The 15,339-nt window shown below is 37.5% G+C and carries 23 protein-coding genes; 22 read left to right on the plus strand and 1 reads right to left on the minus strand.

What is annotated here, in order from left to right; translation table 11 throughout:
• Positions 1-8: 8 nt before the first annotated feature.
• The 10 genes from QSG86_RS11915 to QSG86_RS11960 all read left to right on the plus strand — a co-directional run bounded on the left by QSG86_RS11915 (position 9) and on the right by QSG86_RS11960 (position 6,782).
• The gene (locus QSG86_RS11915) at positions 9-416 is read left to right on the plus strand and encodes an STY1053 family phage-associated protein (RefSeq protein WP_317031694.1); all 408 of its coding nucleotides are present in this window, start codon (positions 9-11) and stop codon (positions 414-416) included.
• A 2-nt stretch (positions 417-418) separates the two neighbouring features.
• Positions 419-805, plus strand: a complete 387-nt coding sequence (locus QSG86_RS11920) for a DUF4054 domain-containing protein (protein WP_317031695.1) — start codon at positions 419-421, stop codon at positions 803-805.
• Positions 802-1,302 (plus strand): hypothetical protein, encoded by a 501-nt coding sequence (locus QSG86_RS11925; protein WP_317031696.1) that lies wholly within the window; start codon positions 802-804, stop codon positions 1,300-1,302. The genes QSG86_RS11920 and QSG86_RS11925 overlap by 4 nt, the downstream gene beginning before the upstream one ends.
• Positions 1,303-1,354: 52 nt before the next feature.
• Positions 1,355-1,663: a hypothetical protein gene (locus QSG86_RS11930; RefSeq protein ID WP_410487496.1), complete on the plus strand. Its 309-nt coding sequence runs from the start codon at positions 1,355-1,357 to the stop codon at positions 1,661-1,663.
• A 3-nt stretch (positions 1,664-1,666) separates the two neighbouring features.
• Entirely contained in the window at positions 1,667-2,179 is a 513-nt protein-coding gene (locus tag QSG86_RS11935) for a hypothetical protein (protein ID WP_317031698.1), read from the plus strand.
• A 30-nt stretch (positions 2,180-2,209) separates the two neighbouring features.
• Complete coding sequence (locus QSG86_RS11940; RefSeq protein WP_317031699.1) at positions 2,210-3,328, plus strand: DUF3383 family protein; 1,119 nt, start codon at positions 2,210-2,212, stop codon at positions 3,326-3,328.
• Positions 3,329-3,339: 11 nt separating this feature from the next.
• A complete protein-coding gene (locus QSG86_RS11945; RefSeq protein ID WP_317031700.1) occupies positions 3,340-3,783 on the plus strand; it encodes a phage structural protein in 444 nt (147 codons plus the stop codon).
• Positions 3,783-4,244: a phage tail assembly chaperone gene (locus QSG86_RS11950; protein WP_317031701.1), complete on the plus strand. Its 462-nt coding sequence runs from the start codon at positions 3,783-3,785 to the stop codon at positions 4,242-4,244. The genes QSG86_RS11945 and QSG86_RS11950 overlap by 1 nt, the downstream gene beginning before the upstream one ends.
• A 35-nt stretch (positions 4,245-4,279) precedes the next feature.
• Positions 4,280-4,426, plus strand: coding sequence for a DUF6889 family protein (locus QSG86_RS11955; RefSeq protein ID WP_317031702.1), 147 nt, complete (start codon positions 4,280-4,282; stop codon positions 4,424-4,426).
• A gap of 256 nt (positions 4,427-4,682) precedes the next feature.
• Positions 4,683-6,782, plus strand: a complete 2,100-nt coding sequence (locus QSG86_RS11960) for a phage tail tape measure protein (RefSeq protein ID WP_317031703.1) — start codon at positions 4,683-4,685, stop codon at positions 6,780-6,782.
• Here QSG86_RS11960 and QSG86_RS11965 read toward each other — a convergent pair.
• The gene (locus QSG86_RS11965; protein WP_317031704.1) at positions 6,779-7,129 is read right to left on the minus strand and encodes a lysozyme inhibitor LprI family protein; all 351 of its coding nucleotides are present in this window, start codon (positions 7,127-7,129) and stop codon (positions 6,779-6,781) included. The genes QSG86_RS11960 and QSG86_RS11965 overlap by 4 nt on opposite strands.
• 35 nt (positions 7,130-7,164) lie before the next feature.
• Between QSG86_RS11965 and QSG86_RS11970 the strand changes: the two genes are divergently transcribed.
• From QSG86_RS11970 to QSG86_RS12025, 12 genes are all read left to right on the plus strand, one after another.
• On the plus strand, positions 7,165-7,851 hold the full coding sequence (locus tag QSG86_RS11970; RefSeq protein WP_317031705.1) for a hypothetical protein: 687 nt from the start codon (positions 7,165-7,167) through the stop codon (positions 7,849-7,851).
• Between the two features lie 131 nt (positions 7,852-7,982).
• A complete protein-coding gene (locus QSG86_RS11975) occupies positions 7,983-8,759 on the plus strand; it encodes a hypothetical protein (RefSeq protein ID WP_317031706.1) in 777 nt (258 codons plus the stop codon).
• A 7-nt stretch (positions 8,760-8,766) separates the two neighbouring features.
• Positions 8,767-9,165, plus strand: a complete 399-nt coding sequence (locus QSG86_RS11980; RefSeq protein ID WP_317031707.1) for a hypothetical protein — start codon at positions 8,767-8,769, stop codon at positions 9,163-9,165.
• 330 nt (positions 9,166-9,495) lie between these two features.
• On the plus strand, positions 9,496-10,134 hold the full coding sequence (locus QSG86_RS11985; protein WP_317031708.1) for a phage baseplate protein: 639 nt from the start codon (positions 9,496-9,498) through the stop codon (positions 10,132-10,134).
• Entirely contained in the window at positions 10,128-10,427 is a 300-nt protein-coding gene (locus QSG86_RS11990; RefSeq protein ID WP_317031709.1) for a phage baseplate plug protein, read from the plus strand. The genes QSG86_RS11985 and QSG86_RS11990 overlap by 7 nt, the downstream gene beginning before the upstream one ends.
• Positions 10,420-11,379, plus strand: a complete 960-nt coding sequence (locus QSG86_RS11995; RefSeq protein ID WP_317031710.1) for a phage protein — start codon at positions 10,420-10,422, stop codon at positions 11,377-11,379. Before QSG86_RS11990 ends, QSG86_RS11995 begins: the two co-directional genes overlap by 8 nt.
• On the plus strand, positions 11,379-12,053 hold the full coding sequence (locus tag QSG86_RS12000) for a Gp138 family membrane-puncturing spike protein (protein WP_317031711.1): 675 nt from the start codon (positions 11,379-11,381) through the stop codon (positions 12,051-12,053). Before QSG86_RS11995 ends, QSG86_RS12000 begins: the two co-directional genes overlap by 1 nt.
• A gap of 39 nt (positions 12,054-12,092) precedes the next feature.
• The gene (locus QSG86_RS12005) at positions 12,093-12,446 is read left to right on the plus strand and encodes a hypothetical protein (protein ID WP_317031712.1); all 354 of its coding nucleotides are present in this window, start codon (positions 12,093-12,095) and stop codon (positions 12,444-12,446) included.
• Positions 12,446-13,633: a baseplate J/gp47 family protein gene (locus tag QSG86_RS12010; protein WP_317031713.1), complete on the plus strand. Its 1,188-nt coding sequence runs from the start codon at positions 12,446-12,448 to the stop codon at positions 13,631-13,633. Before QSG86_RS12005 ends, QSG86_RS12010 begins: the two co-directional genes overlap by 1 nt.
• Positions 13,630-14,217: a DUF2612 domain-containing protein gene (locus QSG86_RS12015; protein WP_317031714.1), complete on the plus strand. Its 588-nt coding sequence runs from the start codon at positions 13,630-13,632 to the stop codon at positions 14,215-14,217. The genes QSG86_RS12010 and QSG86_RS12015 overlap by 4 nt, the downstream gene beginning before the upstream one ends.
• Positions 14,207-14,908 (plus strand): hypothetical protein, encoded by a 702-nt coding sequence (locus QSG86_RS12020; RefSeq protein WP_317031715.1) that lies wholly within the window; start codon positions 14,207-14,209, stop codon positions 14,906-14,908. Before QSG86_RS12015 ends, QSG86_RS12020 begins: the two co-directional genes overlap by 11 nt.
• A 2-nt stretch (positions 14,909-14,910) precedes the next feature.
• The gene (locus tag QSG86_RS12025) at positions 14,911-15,315 is read left to right on the plus strand and encodes a hypothetical protein (RefSeq protein ID WP_317031716.1); all 405 of its coding nucleotides are present in this window, start codon (positions 14,911-14,913) and stop codon (positions 15,313-15,315) included.
• Positions 15,316-15,339: the final 24 nt, after the last annotated feature.

The following is a 15,339-nucleotide window of genomic DNA, read 5'->3' on the forward strand; positions in this document are numbered from 1 at the left end:
GAGTTGACATGTCTAAGTTAGTACAAATTCTTCTATCTAAGCAGCTTACCGTGAACCTTGGTCGTGATGACCAAGGGGAGGCAAAGACTGTTGTTTTAGAAGCTGGCCTTCAGGAAGTTGAACAGGCAATTGCTGAACACTGGTTTGTGAAGGCGCATTCGCAGGAGATTGCTCCAAATGATGCACATTCACATGAATTGCAAGTAGCTCTTGATGCCGCAAATGCTGTTATTGAATCATTAAAGGTTCAATCTGAAGCAGCGGATAAAAAAATTGCTGAATTAGAAAAATCCAGTGATGCAAAGGATAAAGAAATTGAATCACTAAAGATTCAATTAGCTAAATCTCAGCAATCACAGACCACAGCAACCAAAACAAAAGAGCCAACTAAGCCGAAGGATCCAGAGGGCGAATAATCATGCTAACAGAGTCATCTTTTCGTGAATCTATGCTGATGTTTGCTGATGTAAAAAAGTATCCATCAGCTCAATTTAATTTCTATTTAAAACTTGCGGTTAAGTTGTTACCTGAATCGCGCTGGGATGACTTGCTAGATGATGGTTATACGTTCTTTGTGGCCCACTACTTAACTTTGTTTAATCGCTCAATGCTGGCAGCAAAAATCGGTGGAGACCCCGGTAAAATTGTTGGCAATGAGACATCAAAATCGATTGATGGTGTTGCCAAATCAATGGATGTCTCAGGTGTTCTTATTACTGATGCGGGACACTGGAATCAAACAACCTTTGGTGTGCAGTTCTATCAATTGGCCATGATGGCAGGTGCGGGAGGTGTTCAGCTATGAGTGTCAGTGGAGTTAAAACGACTGGTGAGGGGTTGGCTGCAATACTTGAAGCAATGGGTATGTTGTCTGAAACTGAAGTTTTAGTCGGCATTCCGCACGGCGAAAGTCGTGATGGCGGCATAAGCAATGCTGAAATTGGGTATTTGCTTGAAACTGGATCACCATCCATGAACTTACCACCTCGTCCACACTTAGTTCCTGGGGTAGAGCAAGTTCAGGAATTTGTAGGAATACAACTTACCAAGGCTGTTGATGCAGCTTTTGTCGGTAATAAACAGCGCATGTATAAATATCTTGAAAGTGCCGGTATGAAAGCCACCATGAGTGTTAAGCGTTATATCACCACAGGTGAATTTGAAGCACTGGCACCTTGGACAATTAATGCACGTAAACGCCGTGGCAAGAAATCTGAAAAGCCTCTAATTGATACTAGTCAGATGCGTAATGCACATACCTACGTCATCATGCATAAAGGCAAGGAGGTTGTAAGTGCCTAGTTTAGATGTTTCTGATGTTCTACATGATCCAGATTTCTGGACCTTTGATCTTGTGTGTAATCGCTCTGAATTGGTTATTAATGATAAAGGGCGACCTGAGGCGGTGGTTACAAGCACTGATTTTGGTGGTGTTGTCACAACAAACAACGGCCTGAATATGGATCGCCGTGAAGATGGTACCTTAATTAAGGGAGCCATCAATATTCATACGCAGTTTGCTTTAACTGCTGGTGATACTGATACCAAAGCTGATGAAATTATCTGGAAAACTAAAACTTACATTGTTTCTCAAGTCTTAGACAACTTGCATTATGGCAATGGTTTCATTAAAGCAATCTGTGAACTTAAGCCATTGGGGTAAAACATGGGTGATTCTGCGACTGGTGGGTATATCTCACCAAGCGTAATAGTTGCTCATGACCAAAATCTCGAAGATATCTTTCAAGAATTAATTGTTGGCGTGACTTCACTAACGGGTAAATTTGTTCGTCCACGATATCAGGAAGAACCACCACCAATGCCTAAAGTTGGCACTGATTGGTGTGCTTTCGCTGTTAAGTCAATAATTCCCGATGATGGGCCTTATTTTCAGCAAAATGCCGAAGATATGGATTCTATTCGTCATGAAGAGATTGAATTGTTTTTATCTTTTTATGGTCATAATGGTCAGTCACTTGCAAATATCTTTCGAGATGGTCTCGCTATTCCGCAAAACATCGCTCAGATACGTGAGCATAAAATCAAATTTGTTGGGTGTGGTGACTTACGCACAGCACCTGACTTTCTCAATAATCAATACGTGCACCGCTTTGATGTTGTTGCGACATTTAGACGCAAGACTAAACGAACGTACGCCGTGAAAACCTTTCTTGATTAAATCAAAATAAAACATTAGGAGTCGTCAGAAATGACATTACCTGTTTCTAATGTCGTCAATGTCAGCATTTCACTGGCAGCATTGGCGGCAGGACCACGTTCGTTTGGAACATTATTAATTCTGGGCACAACCAGTGGTGTGATTGATAAAATTGAACGTATGCGTGAATACTCAAACATTACCGAAGTTGGCACTGATTACGGTGTTGACGATCCAGAGTATCAAGCTGCTAAAGCGTATTTTGGCCAATCACCAAAACCACAAACTTTGTATATCGGCTATTGGGCCAAAACAGATGTATCTGCTGAAAAAGTTGAAGATGCAGTTAAAGAGTGTTTAGAGTCGCTTAAGTGGTATGGTTTAACTATTGCTGCCGATTTAACTGATGTCGAGGTTGACTCTGTTGCATCGTTAATCGAAGCTGCTGATCCAGTGCGTATTTTTGGCTATACAACACAGCAAGAAGATACAACGCAAACAACTGAAACTGACACGGCGTTTAAGCTTGCTAAAAAGAATTATCGCCGTACGTTCACTATTTTCTCTAGTGATAATCCTTATGCTGCTGCATCCGTTATGGGTCGTGCGTTTAGTGTTAATTTCAACGGTACAAATACAACAATCACAATGAAGTTTAAGCAGCTCCCCGGTATTGCTGCAGAAGACTTAAAAACACGTGAGGCAAAAGCTCTGGCAGCTAAAAACTGTAACGTATTTGCTGCATATAACAATGACACCGCAATTCTACAAGAAGGCGTCATGTGTGATGGTACATTCTTTGACGAAGTGCATGGTCTGGACTGGTATCAGAATCATCTAGAAACAGCACTTTGGAATCTTTATTACACCACAACTACAAAGGTCCCTCAGACATTTGGCGGTGTAAATCGTCAATGTACAGTGCTTGAGCGGGCATCTGACCAAGCTGTAAAAAATGGATTGCTCGGTGAGGGTCAATGGAATGGTGAAGAGTTTGGAACATTGCAGACTGGTGATTACTTATCGAAAGGTTTTTATGTATTTGCGAATAGCTTGGATGACCAAGCTCAATCAGAACGTGAAGCACGTAAATCACCGATATTTCAAATTGCAGCTAAATTAGCTGGTGCAACACATTTTGCTGATGTTCTTGTGTCAGTAAATCGCTAAAAGGAACAAAAATGACAGCTTACAGCTTTTTAGATACTGCATGTACTTTGGCAAGTGATGATGCAAACATTGACCTCGGTTATGGTGCAGGGGTTGCTGAGGAAGGTATTACATTTGCCATGGCAGGTGATAAAAACACAATGACAATTGGTGCCGATGGTGAAGGTATGCACTCACTACATTGTGATAATTCTGGACAAGTCACGATTCGTTTACTAAAAACATCTCCTGCAAATGCCAAGCTTTCCAATTTATACAATTTACAAAAAAGTTCCACGCGAAAGTGGGGGAAAAATACAATCACAATGAATCATGCAGGCTCTGGTGATAATGGATCTGCATTTAATTGTGCATTCAAGAAATGCCCGGACTTAGCAAATGCAAAAACAGGTGCATTAGTTGAGTGGGTTTTTGATGCAATTAAAATCGATATTAAACTTGGAGCATATAACTAATGCAAATAGGTCAGCATAATTATGAGATCGGGCGTCTAAATGCACTTGATCAACTTCATGTATCTCGAAAAATTGCTCCGATTGTTCCCACAATTATGCCAATTCTTACGGAGTTGTCTAAGGGTGGCATTCATGAGCTTATTGAGCGACTTGAAAAAGTTAAACAAGGCGATACAGCTCAGCTTGAGGAAATTGATCTTAATGGTTTGAGTGATGCGCTATCACCACTCATGGACGCTTTTGCTTCAATGCCTGAAGATGATGTTGATTTCGTTACGCACAAGTGTTTATCGGTGGTCAGCCGGAATGGTGCAAGAGCATGTATTAAAGACACAATTATGTTTGATGATTTGGGTGTGGAACATATCTTACCTCTGACACTCGCTGTGATCCGGTTAAATCTTGGAAATTTTATTCAAGGTCTGCTTATGAAGGCATCGAGCACGAAGCGGGCCGAATAAGTTTTAAAAGCTTACCTGGTGGGGAAGATTGGATTATGCGTCCAATCATCAAGGGTATGTGTAAGTTTGAATCTATTAAAGATGGAACCTTAGATCTGGCTGATATTGCATTAATGAATGATGCCTTGGACGTTTTAGCTGATAACCAATATTTAATAGATCAAGAAAATAGCAAAAAATAATCTGTTGTAAAAAGCGTTAATACAACTTGTGCTTAATGCGTAGATAAAGAAAAACCCCAATAGTTGGTCGCTATCGGGGTTTTGTATTTCCAGTCGAACAAAGCAGAACAAGAGGAAATTAAATCTGTATGGAAGATTTTATCAAATTAGTTAATTGGTGTCTAACGGAGATTAACAAAATGCAATCATGGCGCTTTATTGCAATTTTACTAACAGTAATCACGTGCGTATATCTTTGGAATAAGTAGGTAGTTTTATGTCTCAAGGTGCAGTAATTCGCGATTTTTTAGTCTCATTGGGTTTTACAACTGACAATGAGGGTGCTCGTAAGATGGGTGATACTTTAACAAGTATTACCAATAAATCAGTTGTACTTAAAACCGCATTACTTGCCTTAGCAACAGGTACGGTATTAGCAGTAGCAAAGACAGCAAGCGAATTAGATAAGCTGTACTATTCCTCTCAACGCATTGGTGCCAGTGCTCAAAATATCCGTGCCTATGGTGACGCTGTATCACAAATGGGTGGTGATGCTGAAAGTGCATTACAGTCATTAGAAAGTGTTGCACAGAAAATGCGTAACTCTCCCGGCTATGAGGGAATGCTACAAGGTTTAGGTGTGGCAACTCGTGATAGTAACGGCGCTATGCGAGATCGTGTCGAAGTCATGAAAGATCTATCTAAGACTTTCAAGGACATGCCTTCATATCAAGCCAATGCATATGCTGGTGCTCTTGGTATTGATGAAAAAACCATGTTGGCCATGCGAGATGGTAAGTTTCTCGACAACATGGAGAAGTATCAAAAAATACGCACTCAAGTTGGATTAAATGATGATCTGGCGAAAAGTGGTTCGGAATTTATGGTTGAATTCCGTGATATCTCCATGACGACTAAAGCAATTACTGAAGTTGTTGTCATGACTGCAGGTAAGGCCTTATTACCAATTCTTAAGCTGATTAATAAAACCTTGCAAACTGGTATTGAGATGTTTGATTCTCTTAATCCAAATATCAAAACATTTTTAGCTGCTGGCCTAAAGATCGCAACGGTCGCCGTGGTTTTTGGAGGCTTGATTGGAGTCCTTGGAAAAATTGCTAAAGTGTTGCCTTTGCTTAAAGGTCTACTCTTTTTAATTAAGGGCCTAAATCTTGCGTTTTTAGCTTCTCCAATTGGTATTGTTTTAGCCTTAGCATCTGCAATAGCTTTGCTTTGGGATGACTATAAAACTTGGAAAAATGGTGGTGAATCTTTAATTGACTGGTCTAAGTGGTCAGATGGGATTGAAACTGCTATTGATCGCATAGGCAAGCTTGTTGAGTGGCTAGGTAACCTCAAAGACAAAGTTATAGATATCACTGTCGGCATGTGGGAAGAAGCCAAAAATAAGGTTTTTAATCAAACTACTGATCAGGTTATTGAAGAAGCTAGGGAAAAAGGTAAAGAAATTGCAGTCGCCGTTGCCGAACAGACTAAGGTTGTTGCTGGTGTTACTGCTCAGGCCCTTAAGAGTACGACTACTACGGTTATATCTGGCACCATTAAAGCGGTTGATAGTGCAAATAAAATTGTAAGATTAATAAAAACTGAAGGAACGAAAAGAGTTTACGAAATGTTCGATGGCTCTACTGAAACAAGGACTGGTGGGACTGTTGCTTGGAGAAATAATAATCCAGGCAACCTTAAGTTTGGTTTCAAAGGCAGTGCCGATAAAACCGTTAAAACTAAAAGATCCAAAGAGAAAGCTTTAAGAGATGCCCAGAAGAGATATAGTGGTGTTATTGCTTTAGATCAGTGGGGCAATGCTGTTTTTGAGACAATGGAGGCTGGAGCCATAGCGAAAGCAAAATTGTTAAAACAGCAGCATGGGAATAAAACCATTCCAGAAATGTTAAAAAGATATGCTATTGATGACTATTCTGGCAAGGCAAACCACAAAGCTTATGAGGGGATTATTCATAAAGTCGCCAAATCTAAAGGTGTAAATTTGGTTGGAAAGAAGATTAACGATATGTCTACAGTAGAGTTTGCTGCATTAGCAGAGGGTATGGTGGAGGCCGAGGGTGTAAAAAGTGGAAAAATTTCTAGAGTCCTAAGTACTAATGACCCTCACATGTTATCAAGTTCACGATTAAGCAATATGACACTTAATGCAAACTCAACAAATGCAACACTAATGCCAAACAACTACAGTGCTAACAATAGTACTAGGAGTGTAATTGTTAATCAGAATTATACATCTGAGATGCATATAAATGGCGCTGAAAATCCACAATTGACAGCAAATAGTATTGCAAGAAAAACAGAACATGACCTCTTAAGACTATCTCATAATGCAAAAGGAGTTATGGCTTAATTGAATATACTCTTAAGGAAGTCAATTCGTTGTTTATAGAGTATTGATTGACAGGTTAGATCATATTCAACAGTAGCAGGGCTACCTTGTGTATCTGCTACAACAAAATCTCCACATTGCACTTCTTTGTATTTAGTCCAGAGTTCTTGTGATTTTTTGAGCTCTGCTTTTGCTTGGGTTTGGTTTTGAGCACTTTGATATATTTTATCCAACTGCAGTCTTAATGATTTTACTTCATTATTTAAGCATTTTTGACTCTCAATGGATGTCTTCATATTTGAGCAATCCATTGCCCAAGCCCCGCCACTCAACATTAACGTAATAGTGATAAGTAGTAATTTTTTCATGGTAGTATTCCTGCAAATGAAAATGAGCCATATATATGAAAGTATTGTACTCGATAATTCTTTTTCTACTTCCTAGTCTTGCTCTAGCAAATATAACACCTTTGCAAAATTTACTTTTAATAAATGATTTTGAGACATGGCTAAATAATGGAGAGTCACTTATTAATTGGGAGAATTTTAGAAGCAAGGATATAAATGTTTATAGAGAGCGAAAGGTTCCTAATCAAATATATTATGATTTTAAAAGAAATATATTTAATGCTGAAAAAGAATATGGTGGAAAAGTTGTAAGTATTTATGGTCAGTTTAATAGCATTGAAAGAAATAATGAGGGGGATCCAGTCATTATTTTTGATCTAGGTTATGTTAATAAGCTTTATACAGTAAGTTACACCATAAATGAGGTTGAGGATTTAAAGGTTGGGAATCAACTTAATTTGTACTGTACTGGATTTTTTATGGATAAATTTGGTGATATGAGTGCAACCTGCTCAATGCAAAATACTCCCGCAAGGTTTATTGCTGTTAATAATATTCAACATGAATCTAGTAGGAAATTTTTAGAAAAAAGTGTAAATGAGGTAATACCAATGAAATTACTACATAAAAAATTCAACACTGACACAACTAATCTAATTCAGGCTAAATGTGAAAAAATTGACTCTAAAAATTATAATTTTTGCATGGGGTTAATCACCAAAGATACAAAGACTACTAATTAATAAAGATGATAATAAGAGTAGTTTTTTCATAAATGCTCAAGAATAAGTATATGCTAAAATTTAACACACTTTTTTTTGAAAATGATATGATTCTATATTAAATCATACTTACAACCTAAGGTCATAAGTAAATGAGTCAACCAACCTTGCAACCTGATTATTCTTATTTAAATAATTTCCTTGGAAGAATTGATAAAAAATCAAATCAAGTTGGGGAGTTTCAGCTGGCTAAGATACGTAGCATTATAAAGAAAATGAGAAAAGATGATCCTATTGGGGCTCAATTGGCTGAAGCAAATGTTGAGCTCTACCTATCTAACCTAGATAAATCTATAAATTTACTAGAAGACTTGTTATATAAAACAAATAACTCTTTTATCTCGGCATGGGAGTTAATGTTGAGTGCATATATGGAGCATGGTGATTTAAATAAAGTTTTGGAAACTTTAAATAGGCTTCATGCAGAAAAGCTTTTGCATAAAAAAGAGTTTCGTAAAGTGTATGGACATGCAATTAGTGTTTATTTACTAGAAGATATTATTAAAATGCAAAATTCGTCAACCTATGGCTCTTTCGGTGACATAGTGCTAAACCATGTAGAAAGATTAAGAGAGCTAGATATTTCTATTCAAGTATATAGAACACTAGTATCTATCTTGTATAGAATCTTTTTCTCTACTTATAGTGGTGTTATACAGCCAGAATTATGTTTTAGTGAATCCACATTAACAGTAAGAGCTAATTCAACAATTAATAATCCAGAAGATTTATTCGAAATAAATAATAAATTAAATGATCAAATTATGCTGTGGTATAGCAATTCTAATGATGTAGATCAAAAGCAAATAGAAAAAATATCCGCTTATTTTCGCCACAAAGAATGTGAGCCAAAAAGTATGGTGGTTTAATTTAATTATGTTTGCTCAAAATTTTTATGTAGTTGCAGAAAATCTGTTAGATAATCAGCCAAATGACGAAGCCACTTTAAGAACCGTGGTTGGTCGGGCATACTATGCTGTTTATTTACTCACCAGAGACTGGATAGATTCTAGATTTCCAGATGAAATTAGGGTGGCAGAGGGTAGATCACACGAAAGATATACTAATTGCCTGAATAGTTTGCAGCGAAAATTCAAGGATTTGCAATTAAGCTGCTTTGCTAGAGAGTTAACCAATCTTAAAGACAAGAGGCATTTTGCTGATTATTGTATTTCTAGCTCAGATATTCAAGGGGAAGCTAATACCAAAGAGGCAATACTTCAGGCTAAAAAGCTGCTAAATGATTTGAAGAAATTACAAGATAAGTATTGTTGATTTTAAAATTAAAAAACAAACCACCTTGGGGTGGTTTTTTTATTACCTAAAGAAAAACCCTGATAGCTCTAACTATCAGGGTTTTTAGTTTCCACTCAACCGCAAAGATAAGAGGAAAAACATCTTGTATGGATTATTTTAGCCCAATAATGGAGCTTATGAAAGTGTCTATAGAAAAATATGGCTTATGGCAAACAATATGCGCATTTCTTATTTTGGTAACTGTTCCAATTTTTATCTGGAAATTGCCTGAAATTATCACAGCAATTAAAGCCTAAAGAATAAACCAGTAGCGCCGTAAGGCGTTTTTTACACCCAAAGGAAAGTGAAATGGCAATAAGCGATGTTATTGGCTCAACCATGGCAAGCCCTATTACTGATACAGTCGGCTCACTTTTGGTGGGTGGTAATCGTTCAGTGATGGGTATGTTTGCTGATGTAGTAGTAAAAGAAACACATAAGGATGAATGGATTATCACAGAGCACCCTGTCGAATATGGATCACCAATCTCAGACCATGTTTATAAAGTTCCTGAAGAAGTCACAATGGAGATGGGGTGGTCTGAAAGTGCGGGAAAATTAAACAGCCTGCTTGGTGGTAGTTTTATTGGTTTAAGTATGAGTTTGCGTGGTATATATCAGGGGTTTTTAGCACTAGGTGGTCAGAAGTTAATGATTTCAACTGGTAAGCGTTTATATACAAACATGGTGATTAAAAATATTCATTGTGAAACGGATATGACCACTGAGAATGCTTTAATACTTAAAATCACATTTAAAAAAGTCATTATAGCGACCACAAAAGAAACTGAAGTCTTGATTGAAGATCAAAAGAATCCAGAAGTGACCAGCGGTGTTCAGAATGAGGGAACTAAACAGGCACAACCAGTGAATCAATCACTAGTAACACAGATTTCAGGTTTTGGCCAGACTGGTGGTGCATACACATTAGGGTGGCCGTTATGGTAATCAGTGAGATTCCGTTAAGTGCAAAAAATCAAAAATTCAGAATCAAATTAAATAGCAATTTCTATTATTTAAAATTTGTGTTTCTGGGTCGCTGGTTTATAAGTATTTCAAATGAGCTTGATCAGCCCTTAATTAATAGCTTACCACTAGTTACCGGCATTAATCTGCTTGAGCAGCATCAGCACTTAATCAAAGGTTCTTTTATTGTTGTAAATAACAATGAAGATGAGAGTCAGTCATTTGGTGATTTAGGTACAGTGATTCGATTGTATTGGAGTGATCCAGATGAGTGAGTATTGGAAGCGATACTGCAAATTAACAGTGCAAGTTAAAAATGGTGCAGTACAAGCATTAGATCTATCTGATTTTAGAATTACATTTCGTGTTGCCCAGGCAACTGTAAATAGTCCTAAATTTGCTGAGATTTACATTTATAACTTATCAGAAGAAATGATGAATCTATTGGCAGGTAAGGATAATGAGCAAAAAGGGCAAACTATCATATTAGAAGCTGGATATCAAAGCTTTTATGACATTGTATTTAAAGGAAGTGTTTTTCAATTTCGCCGTGGTCGAGATAATCCGACTGATAAATTCTTGTGCATTATTGCTCAGTCTGGCGAAGCAGCAAAATATGCTATAACTAATGCGTCTGTAATTGCCGGCATTAATGCAATGGAAGAACGCAATATTATTTTAAAAGACTTACAGGAAAAAGGTGTTGATCCACGCTATTTAAACGATATAGATAGCAAAGCCTATGTGCGTGGGCGTGTGTTGTTTGGCCAAAGTACAGAACTTCTAAATAAACTTGCTGCAAATACAGGGTCAGTTTGTCGAATTGAAGATGATCAAATTACCATGATCGAGGAAAATGGTAAGACAAATGAGCAAGCAATTGTTCTAACTCCTTCAACTGGATTAGTTGGAATGCCGCAGCTCACACTTGATGGACTACGATTTACAGCATTACTCAACCCAAGTATTAAATTTGGCTCCCAAATTCAGATTGATATGTCTCTCGTCCAGACTCAGAACTTCGACATAGGTTATGGCCAACAAGGTTTAGATCAACCAGGTAAAAGTATTCAAAGTGCTGCAGGGAAAAATGGTCATTATAATGTTGTGTCTGCCGAATACTACGGTGATACACGTGGTGATGATTGGTATGTTGATGGTGTTGCTGTTGGGGTTAATGCAACTCCTCCAATATCTGGTGTAAGTATCGTGGGGGTAGCTGGCTAATGGCAACATATCAAACAGAGCATAAGCCTGATCATCTAAGTGTTGCAAATGATGCAATAAAGGCTGCGATCGCTAATTTATGGACATGCTTGCCTTGCGCCGTGGAAAACTATAATCCTGATGCTGTTACTGTAGATGTTCAGCCATTGATTCAGATCCCAATTCTTACAGAAGATGGAGGATTAGATCTGATTTCCCTGCCGGTTATTCCTGATGTTCCCGTGGTTTTTCAAAGAGCAGGTGGCTTTGCTATTACATTTCCAATCAAAAAAGGTGATGAATGCTTAGTAAAATTTTCAGATCGAAATATTGATCTTTGGTGGAAAAATGGAGGTATTCAGCCTCCATTCGATAACCGGAAGCACGATCTGTCAGATGGTTTTGCGTACTTTGGACCACAATCACAAGTTAAAAAGATTCCTGATATTTCTACAGAAGATTTAGAAATTCGTAATGATGCTGGTACTTGTAAGATTCAAGTCACACCAGACGGGGTGATTAACTTTATTGGCACTAAATCAGTGTTTCATCATCCTGTTGAGATGAAGAGTACACTTGATGTGGATGATGTAATTAAGTCACTCGTTGATGTTTTAGCTGCATCAATTAGCTTGAAAGACCATCCACACGGTGGTGTTCAACCTGGTAATGGTAATACAGGGAAACCAAAGTAATTTAAATTGAATTGAGGGCCGTCGGAAGACGGTTTTTTTATGCGCTATAGAAAATTAGATGACGATGGTGATTATCGGTTTGGCCATAATCAAAATGACTTTCATGTGAATTCTGCTGAAGGCGTAGCTCAGGCTGTAATGACAAGGCTAAAGCTGTGGACTGGTGAGTGGTTTGCTGATACTTCAGATGGCACAGGATGGGGCACAGATGTACTTGGAAAATACACAAATGAAATGTATGAAATGCTTTTACGTCAACGAATATTAGAAACCTCTGGTGTTGAAAGAATTGATTCATTTGAAAGTTCATTTAATGGAAGCACAAGAAAACTCTCAATTGAAGCAACAATTACAACGGTTTACGGCACATCAAATTTAAGTGGTGAAGTTTAATGGAAATTACAAGTGTAGCTGTAACGATTGATGAAAATGGCATTAGTGCACCGACTTATAACGAGATTGTTGAATACCTAAAGGATGAATATAGAACCATTTATGGCGAAGATGCTTATCTAGAAAATGATTCACAAGATGGGCAATGGATCGGCGTGCAAGCAAGAGCAATTCATGATTGTAATACCGCAGTAGTTGATGTGTATTCAACCTTTTCACCCAAAACAGCCATTGGTGATGCACTATCAAGAAATGTGGCCATTAATGGAATTACTCGAAGTGAACATACCTACTCTTATGTTGATTTAGACATAACCGGGGTATCTGGTACTGAAATCACAAATGGTTATGTATTCGATACCAATAACAATAAGTGGATATTGCCAGTAAAAGTGAAGATCCCAAGCAATGGATTAGTTATTGTTTCTGCTCGTTCTGAGAAAGTCGGATCAGTTTTAGCTCAAATCGGTACCGTGACTAAAATCGGAAAGCTTACTCGAGGCTGGACTGGTGTAAACAATAGATCAACATCGCAACTTGGTATGCCAGTTGAAAGTGATTTGAAATTACGTCAACGACAAGCTTTGTCTGTTGCTATCCCATCTCAATCCAAGCTCGATGGTATCAAAGGCGCCGTGCTCTGTTTACCTGGTGTATCTCGTTGCAAAACTTATGAGAATGAAACAGACAAGATCGATCAAATAGGCTTGCCACCTCATAGTGTTTGTGTTGTTGTTGCTGGCGGTGATGCTAAAGATATTGCGCAAACCATGCGTGCTAAAAAAAGTATGGGGTGTTTGTACTATGGTAATACCAATGTTGTTGTTACTGATAATTTTGGTGATCCAGTCACGATCTCTATTTATCGACCAGATGTTGTCAATATTGGTTTTTATATCAGCATGCTTGCATCTACGGAATATACAACAGAGATTGGTGAAAAAATTAAGCAAGCAATTGCTGATCATGTAAATCAGCTCAACATTGGTGACAAGATTCTATTAAATAAAGTGTTGGTGCCTGCCGGTCTTTTTGGTGATCTGGACTCAATGACTTATGAAATTATTTCTATTTCAATTATTGTAAATGGCTTAGAAATTAATGATGACCATCGTCTTAGATTTAATGAAGTTGCTTATTGTGATACTGACAATATTGAGATCAATATCTCGGGCGGTAATCTATGAATGAAAATAAATACTTGGACTTAATTACAAGTCAGCATAGACAGCCAAAATTTCAAAGTGTTGTATCAGCTACGACTAATCCTGTTATTGACTGCATTAATTTATTGCAAAGCATCAATGAAAAATTTGATATTGATAGTGCTGTAGGTTCACAGCTTCAAATTATTGCCGAGTGGATCGGTGCACCAAACTCTATTGCCAATTCTGTACCAGTACCATTTTTTGGATTTAAAGACCAGTTAGATTCTTTGCCGTTTGGCGAGCAAGATGGCACGTCATGGGGTGGCTATTGGCGTGAATCTGGGATGAATAGTTATAAAGCACTCACAATGTCGAGCACTTTATTTAAAAGGGCGATTAAAGCTCAAATCAAATTAAATCAAAGTGACTGCTCTATTGAATCTGTGAAAGAAGTTATTGAACTAATTACAGATAAGGCTTTCAAGATTAAAGATAACAATGACATGAGTGTCACGTTTAGCTTTTTAGAAAACTATGAAGATTGGGAACGTGAATTTGTGCGAATCATGTTTCCCTTGCCTGCAGGTGTACGCCTAATTTTTGGTGGTGAAGATGAATATTGAAAAATTAACAGAATTTGCCAAAACAGGCGATAAAAATACGGATGAGTTGGATTTAGAACGTGGCTTTCCAAGTCGAATTTATCCTGCTCGTCAGTGGTTCAACTGGTTATTCAATGAGTTAACTAAAAAGATTAATGAACTTATTGATAATAAAGTGGATAAATCAGCCATTTCAGAGTTATCTGAAATCGAAGCAGGGGAAGGTATAAAAACGGATAGTAAATTAATATCTGCAAGTGTTCTCAAAGATGCAATTACTACTCATGCGCCAAAGCCAGCCAACGCATCAACAGAGATTAAAGGCATAGTTCAGCTTAATAACACACTGACTAGTAATGCCACTGATCAAGCATTAACTGCTGCACAGGGTAAGTTTATCTATGATCGTATGTTTGGGGTTGGTCAGGATTATCAGGACGTAAAACTATCTAGAATTTTGGGTACAACCTATACAAATCCTACATTAAAACCAAGAATGATCAACGTATCAATTCGCAATACAACTACTGGAATCAGTGCTGAAACTATAAAAGTAACACTTAATGAAAAGCCTCATCTTTTTAGTAGCGGTGGTCTTGATAATGGCGGTGCTTATAAAGAAGTAAATTTATCTTTACTGATCCCACCCATGGGAACTTATAAAATAGAAAGTACTAGCGGTGGAATTATAGTAAATTGGCTGGAGTTTTAAAAATGCAAAAATACATCTCAAAAACAGATAAAACCGATATTCGCTATTTTGAACTTGATGTAAATGTTTCTGATTGGATTGATTTGGATAAATATCAATTGATGACAGAAGATGAGATTGATCGTCACGAAAATCCTGAAAAGTATTTAACTGAGGAAGAGAGAATACAGTTGCAGCGTGAGCGTATGCCAATACTCAAGCCGATGGATTTTGATTTAAAACTCAATAAGTTCGGTTTGTATCAACAAGTTCAAGATTTCATTAAAACTGACATTGAATTAAGCATTGCATATAACCGCGCTTTATATTTCAGTCGTACAGATCTATTTATTGAAAAAGCTCGGATTGCTTTGAATTTGACTAATGAAGAAGTTGATCAAATGTGGCAAGAACCGCTGAAATTTTAGTAGTTCAATACATCTAAATTTACC

It is taken from the genome of Acinetobacter sp. SAAs474 (assembly GCF_032823475.1).
Taxonomy (GTDB): domain Bacteria; phylum Pseudomonadota; class Gammaproteobacteria; order Pseudomonadales; family Moraxellaceae; genus Acinetobacter.

Bases quoted from the DNA above. Each gene is read 5' to 3' on its own strand.
- QSG86_RS11915 (WP_317031694.1), top strand. From the start codon at position 9: ATGTCTAAGTTAGTACAAATTCTTCTATCTAAGCAGCTTACCGTGAAC.
- QSG86_RS12015 (WP_317031714.1), top strand. From the start codon at position 13,630: ATGAATGAAAATAAATACTTGGACTTAATTACAAGTCAGCATAGACAG.
- QSG86_RS11955 (WP_317031702.1), top strand. From the start codon at position 4,280: ATGCGTCCAATCATCAAGGGTATGTGTAAGTTTGAATCTATTAAAGAT.
- QSG86_RS12025 (WP_317031716.1), top strand. From the start codon at position 14,911: ATGCAAAAATACATCTCAAAAACAGATAAAACCGATATTCGCTATTTT.
- QSG86_RS11975 (WP_317031706.1), top strand. From the start codon at position 7,983: ATGAGTCAACCAACCTTGCAACCTGATTATTCTTATTTAAATAATTTC.
- QSG86_RS11960 (WP_317031703.1), top strand. From the start codon at position 4,683: ATGTCTCAAGGTGCAGTAATTCGCGATTTTTTAGTCTCATTGGGTTTT.
- QSG86_RS11920 (WP_317031695.1), top strand. From the start codon at position 419: ATGCTAACAGAGTCATCTTTTCGTGAATCTATGCTGATGTTTGCTGAT.
- QSG86_RS11995 (WP_317031710.1), top strand. From the start codon at position 10,420: ATGAGTGAGTATTGGAAGCGATACTGCAAATTAACAGTGCAAGTTAAA.
- QSG86_RS12020 (WP_317031715.1), top strand. From the start codon at position 14,207: ATGAATATTGAAAAATTAACAGAATTTGCCAAAACAGGCGATAAAAAT.
- QSG86_RS11925 (WP_317031696.1), top strand. From the start codon at position 802: ATGAGTGTCAGTGGAGTTAAAACGACTGGTGAGGGGTTGGCTGCAATA.
- QSG86_RS11990 (WP_317031709.1), top strand. From the start codon at position 10,128: ATGGTAATCAGTGAGATTCCGTTAAGTGCAAAAAATCAAAAATTCAGA.
- QSG86_RS11970 (WP_317031705.1), top strand. From the start codon at position 7,165: ATGAAAGTATTGTACTCGATAATTCTTTTTCTACTTCCTAGTCTTGCT.
- QSG86_RS11945 (WP_317031700.1), top strand. From the start codon at position 3,340: ATGACAGCTTACAGCTTTTTAGATACTGCATGTACTTTGGCAAGTGAT.
- QSG86_RS11940 (WP_317031699.1), top strand. From the start codon at position 2,210: ATGACATTACCTGTTTCTAATGTCGTCAATGTCAGCATTTCACTGGCA.
- QSG86_RS11950 (WP_317031701.1), top strand. From the start codon at position 3,783: ATGCAAATAGGTCAGCATAATTATGAGATCGGGCGTCTAAATGCACTT.
- QSG86_RS11965 (WP_317031704.1), bottom strand. From the start codon at position 7,129: ATGAAAAAATTACTACTTATCACTATTACGTTAATGTTGAGTGGCGGG.
- QSG86_RS12000 (WP_317031711.1), top strand. From the start codon at position 11,379: ATGGCAACATATCAAACAGAGCATAAGCCTGATCATCTAAGTGTTGCA.
- QSG86_RS11980 (WP_317031707.1), top strand. From the start codon at position 8,767: ATGTTTGCTCAAAATTTTTATGTAGTTGCAGAAAATCTGTTAGATAAT.
- QSG86_RS11935 (WP_317031698.1), top strand. From the start codon at position 1,667: ATGGGTGATTCTGCGACTGGTGGGTATATCTCACCAAGCGTAATAGTT.
- QSG86_RS12005 (WP_317031712.1), top strand. From the start codon at position 12,093: ATGCGCTATAGAAAATTAGATGACGATGGTGATTATCGGTTTGGCCAT.
- QSG86_RS12010 (WP_317031713.1), top strand. From the start codon at position 12,446: ATGGAAATTACAAGTGTAGCTGTAACGATTGATGAAAATGGCATTAGT.
- QSG86_RS11985 (WP_317031708.1), top strand. From the start codon at position 9,496: ATGGCAATAAGCGATGTTATTGGCTCAACCATGGCAAGCCCTATTACT.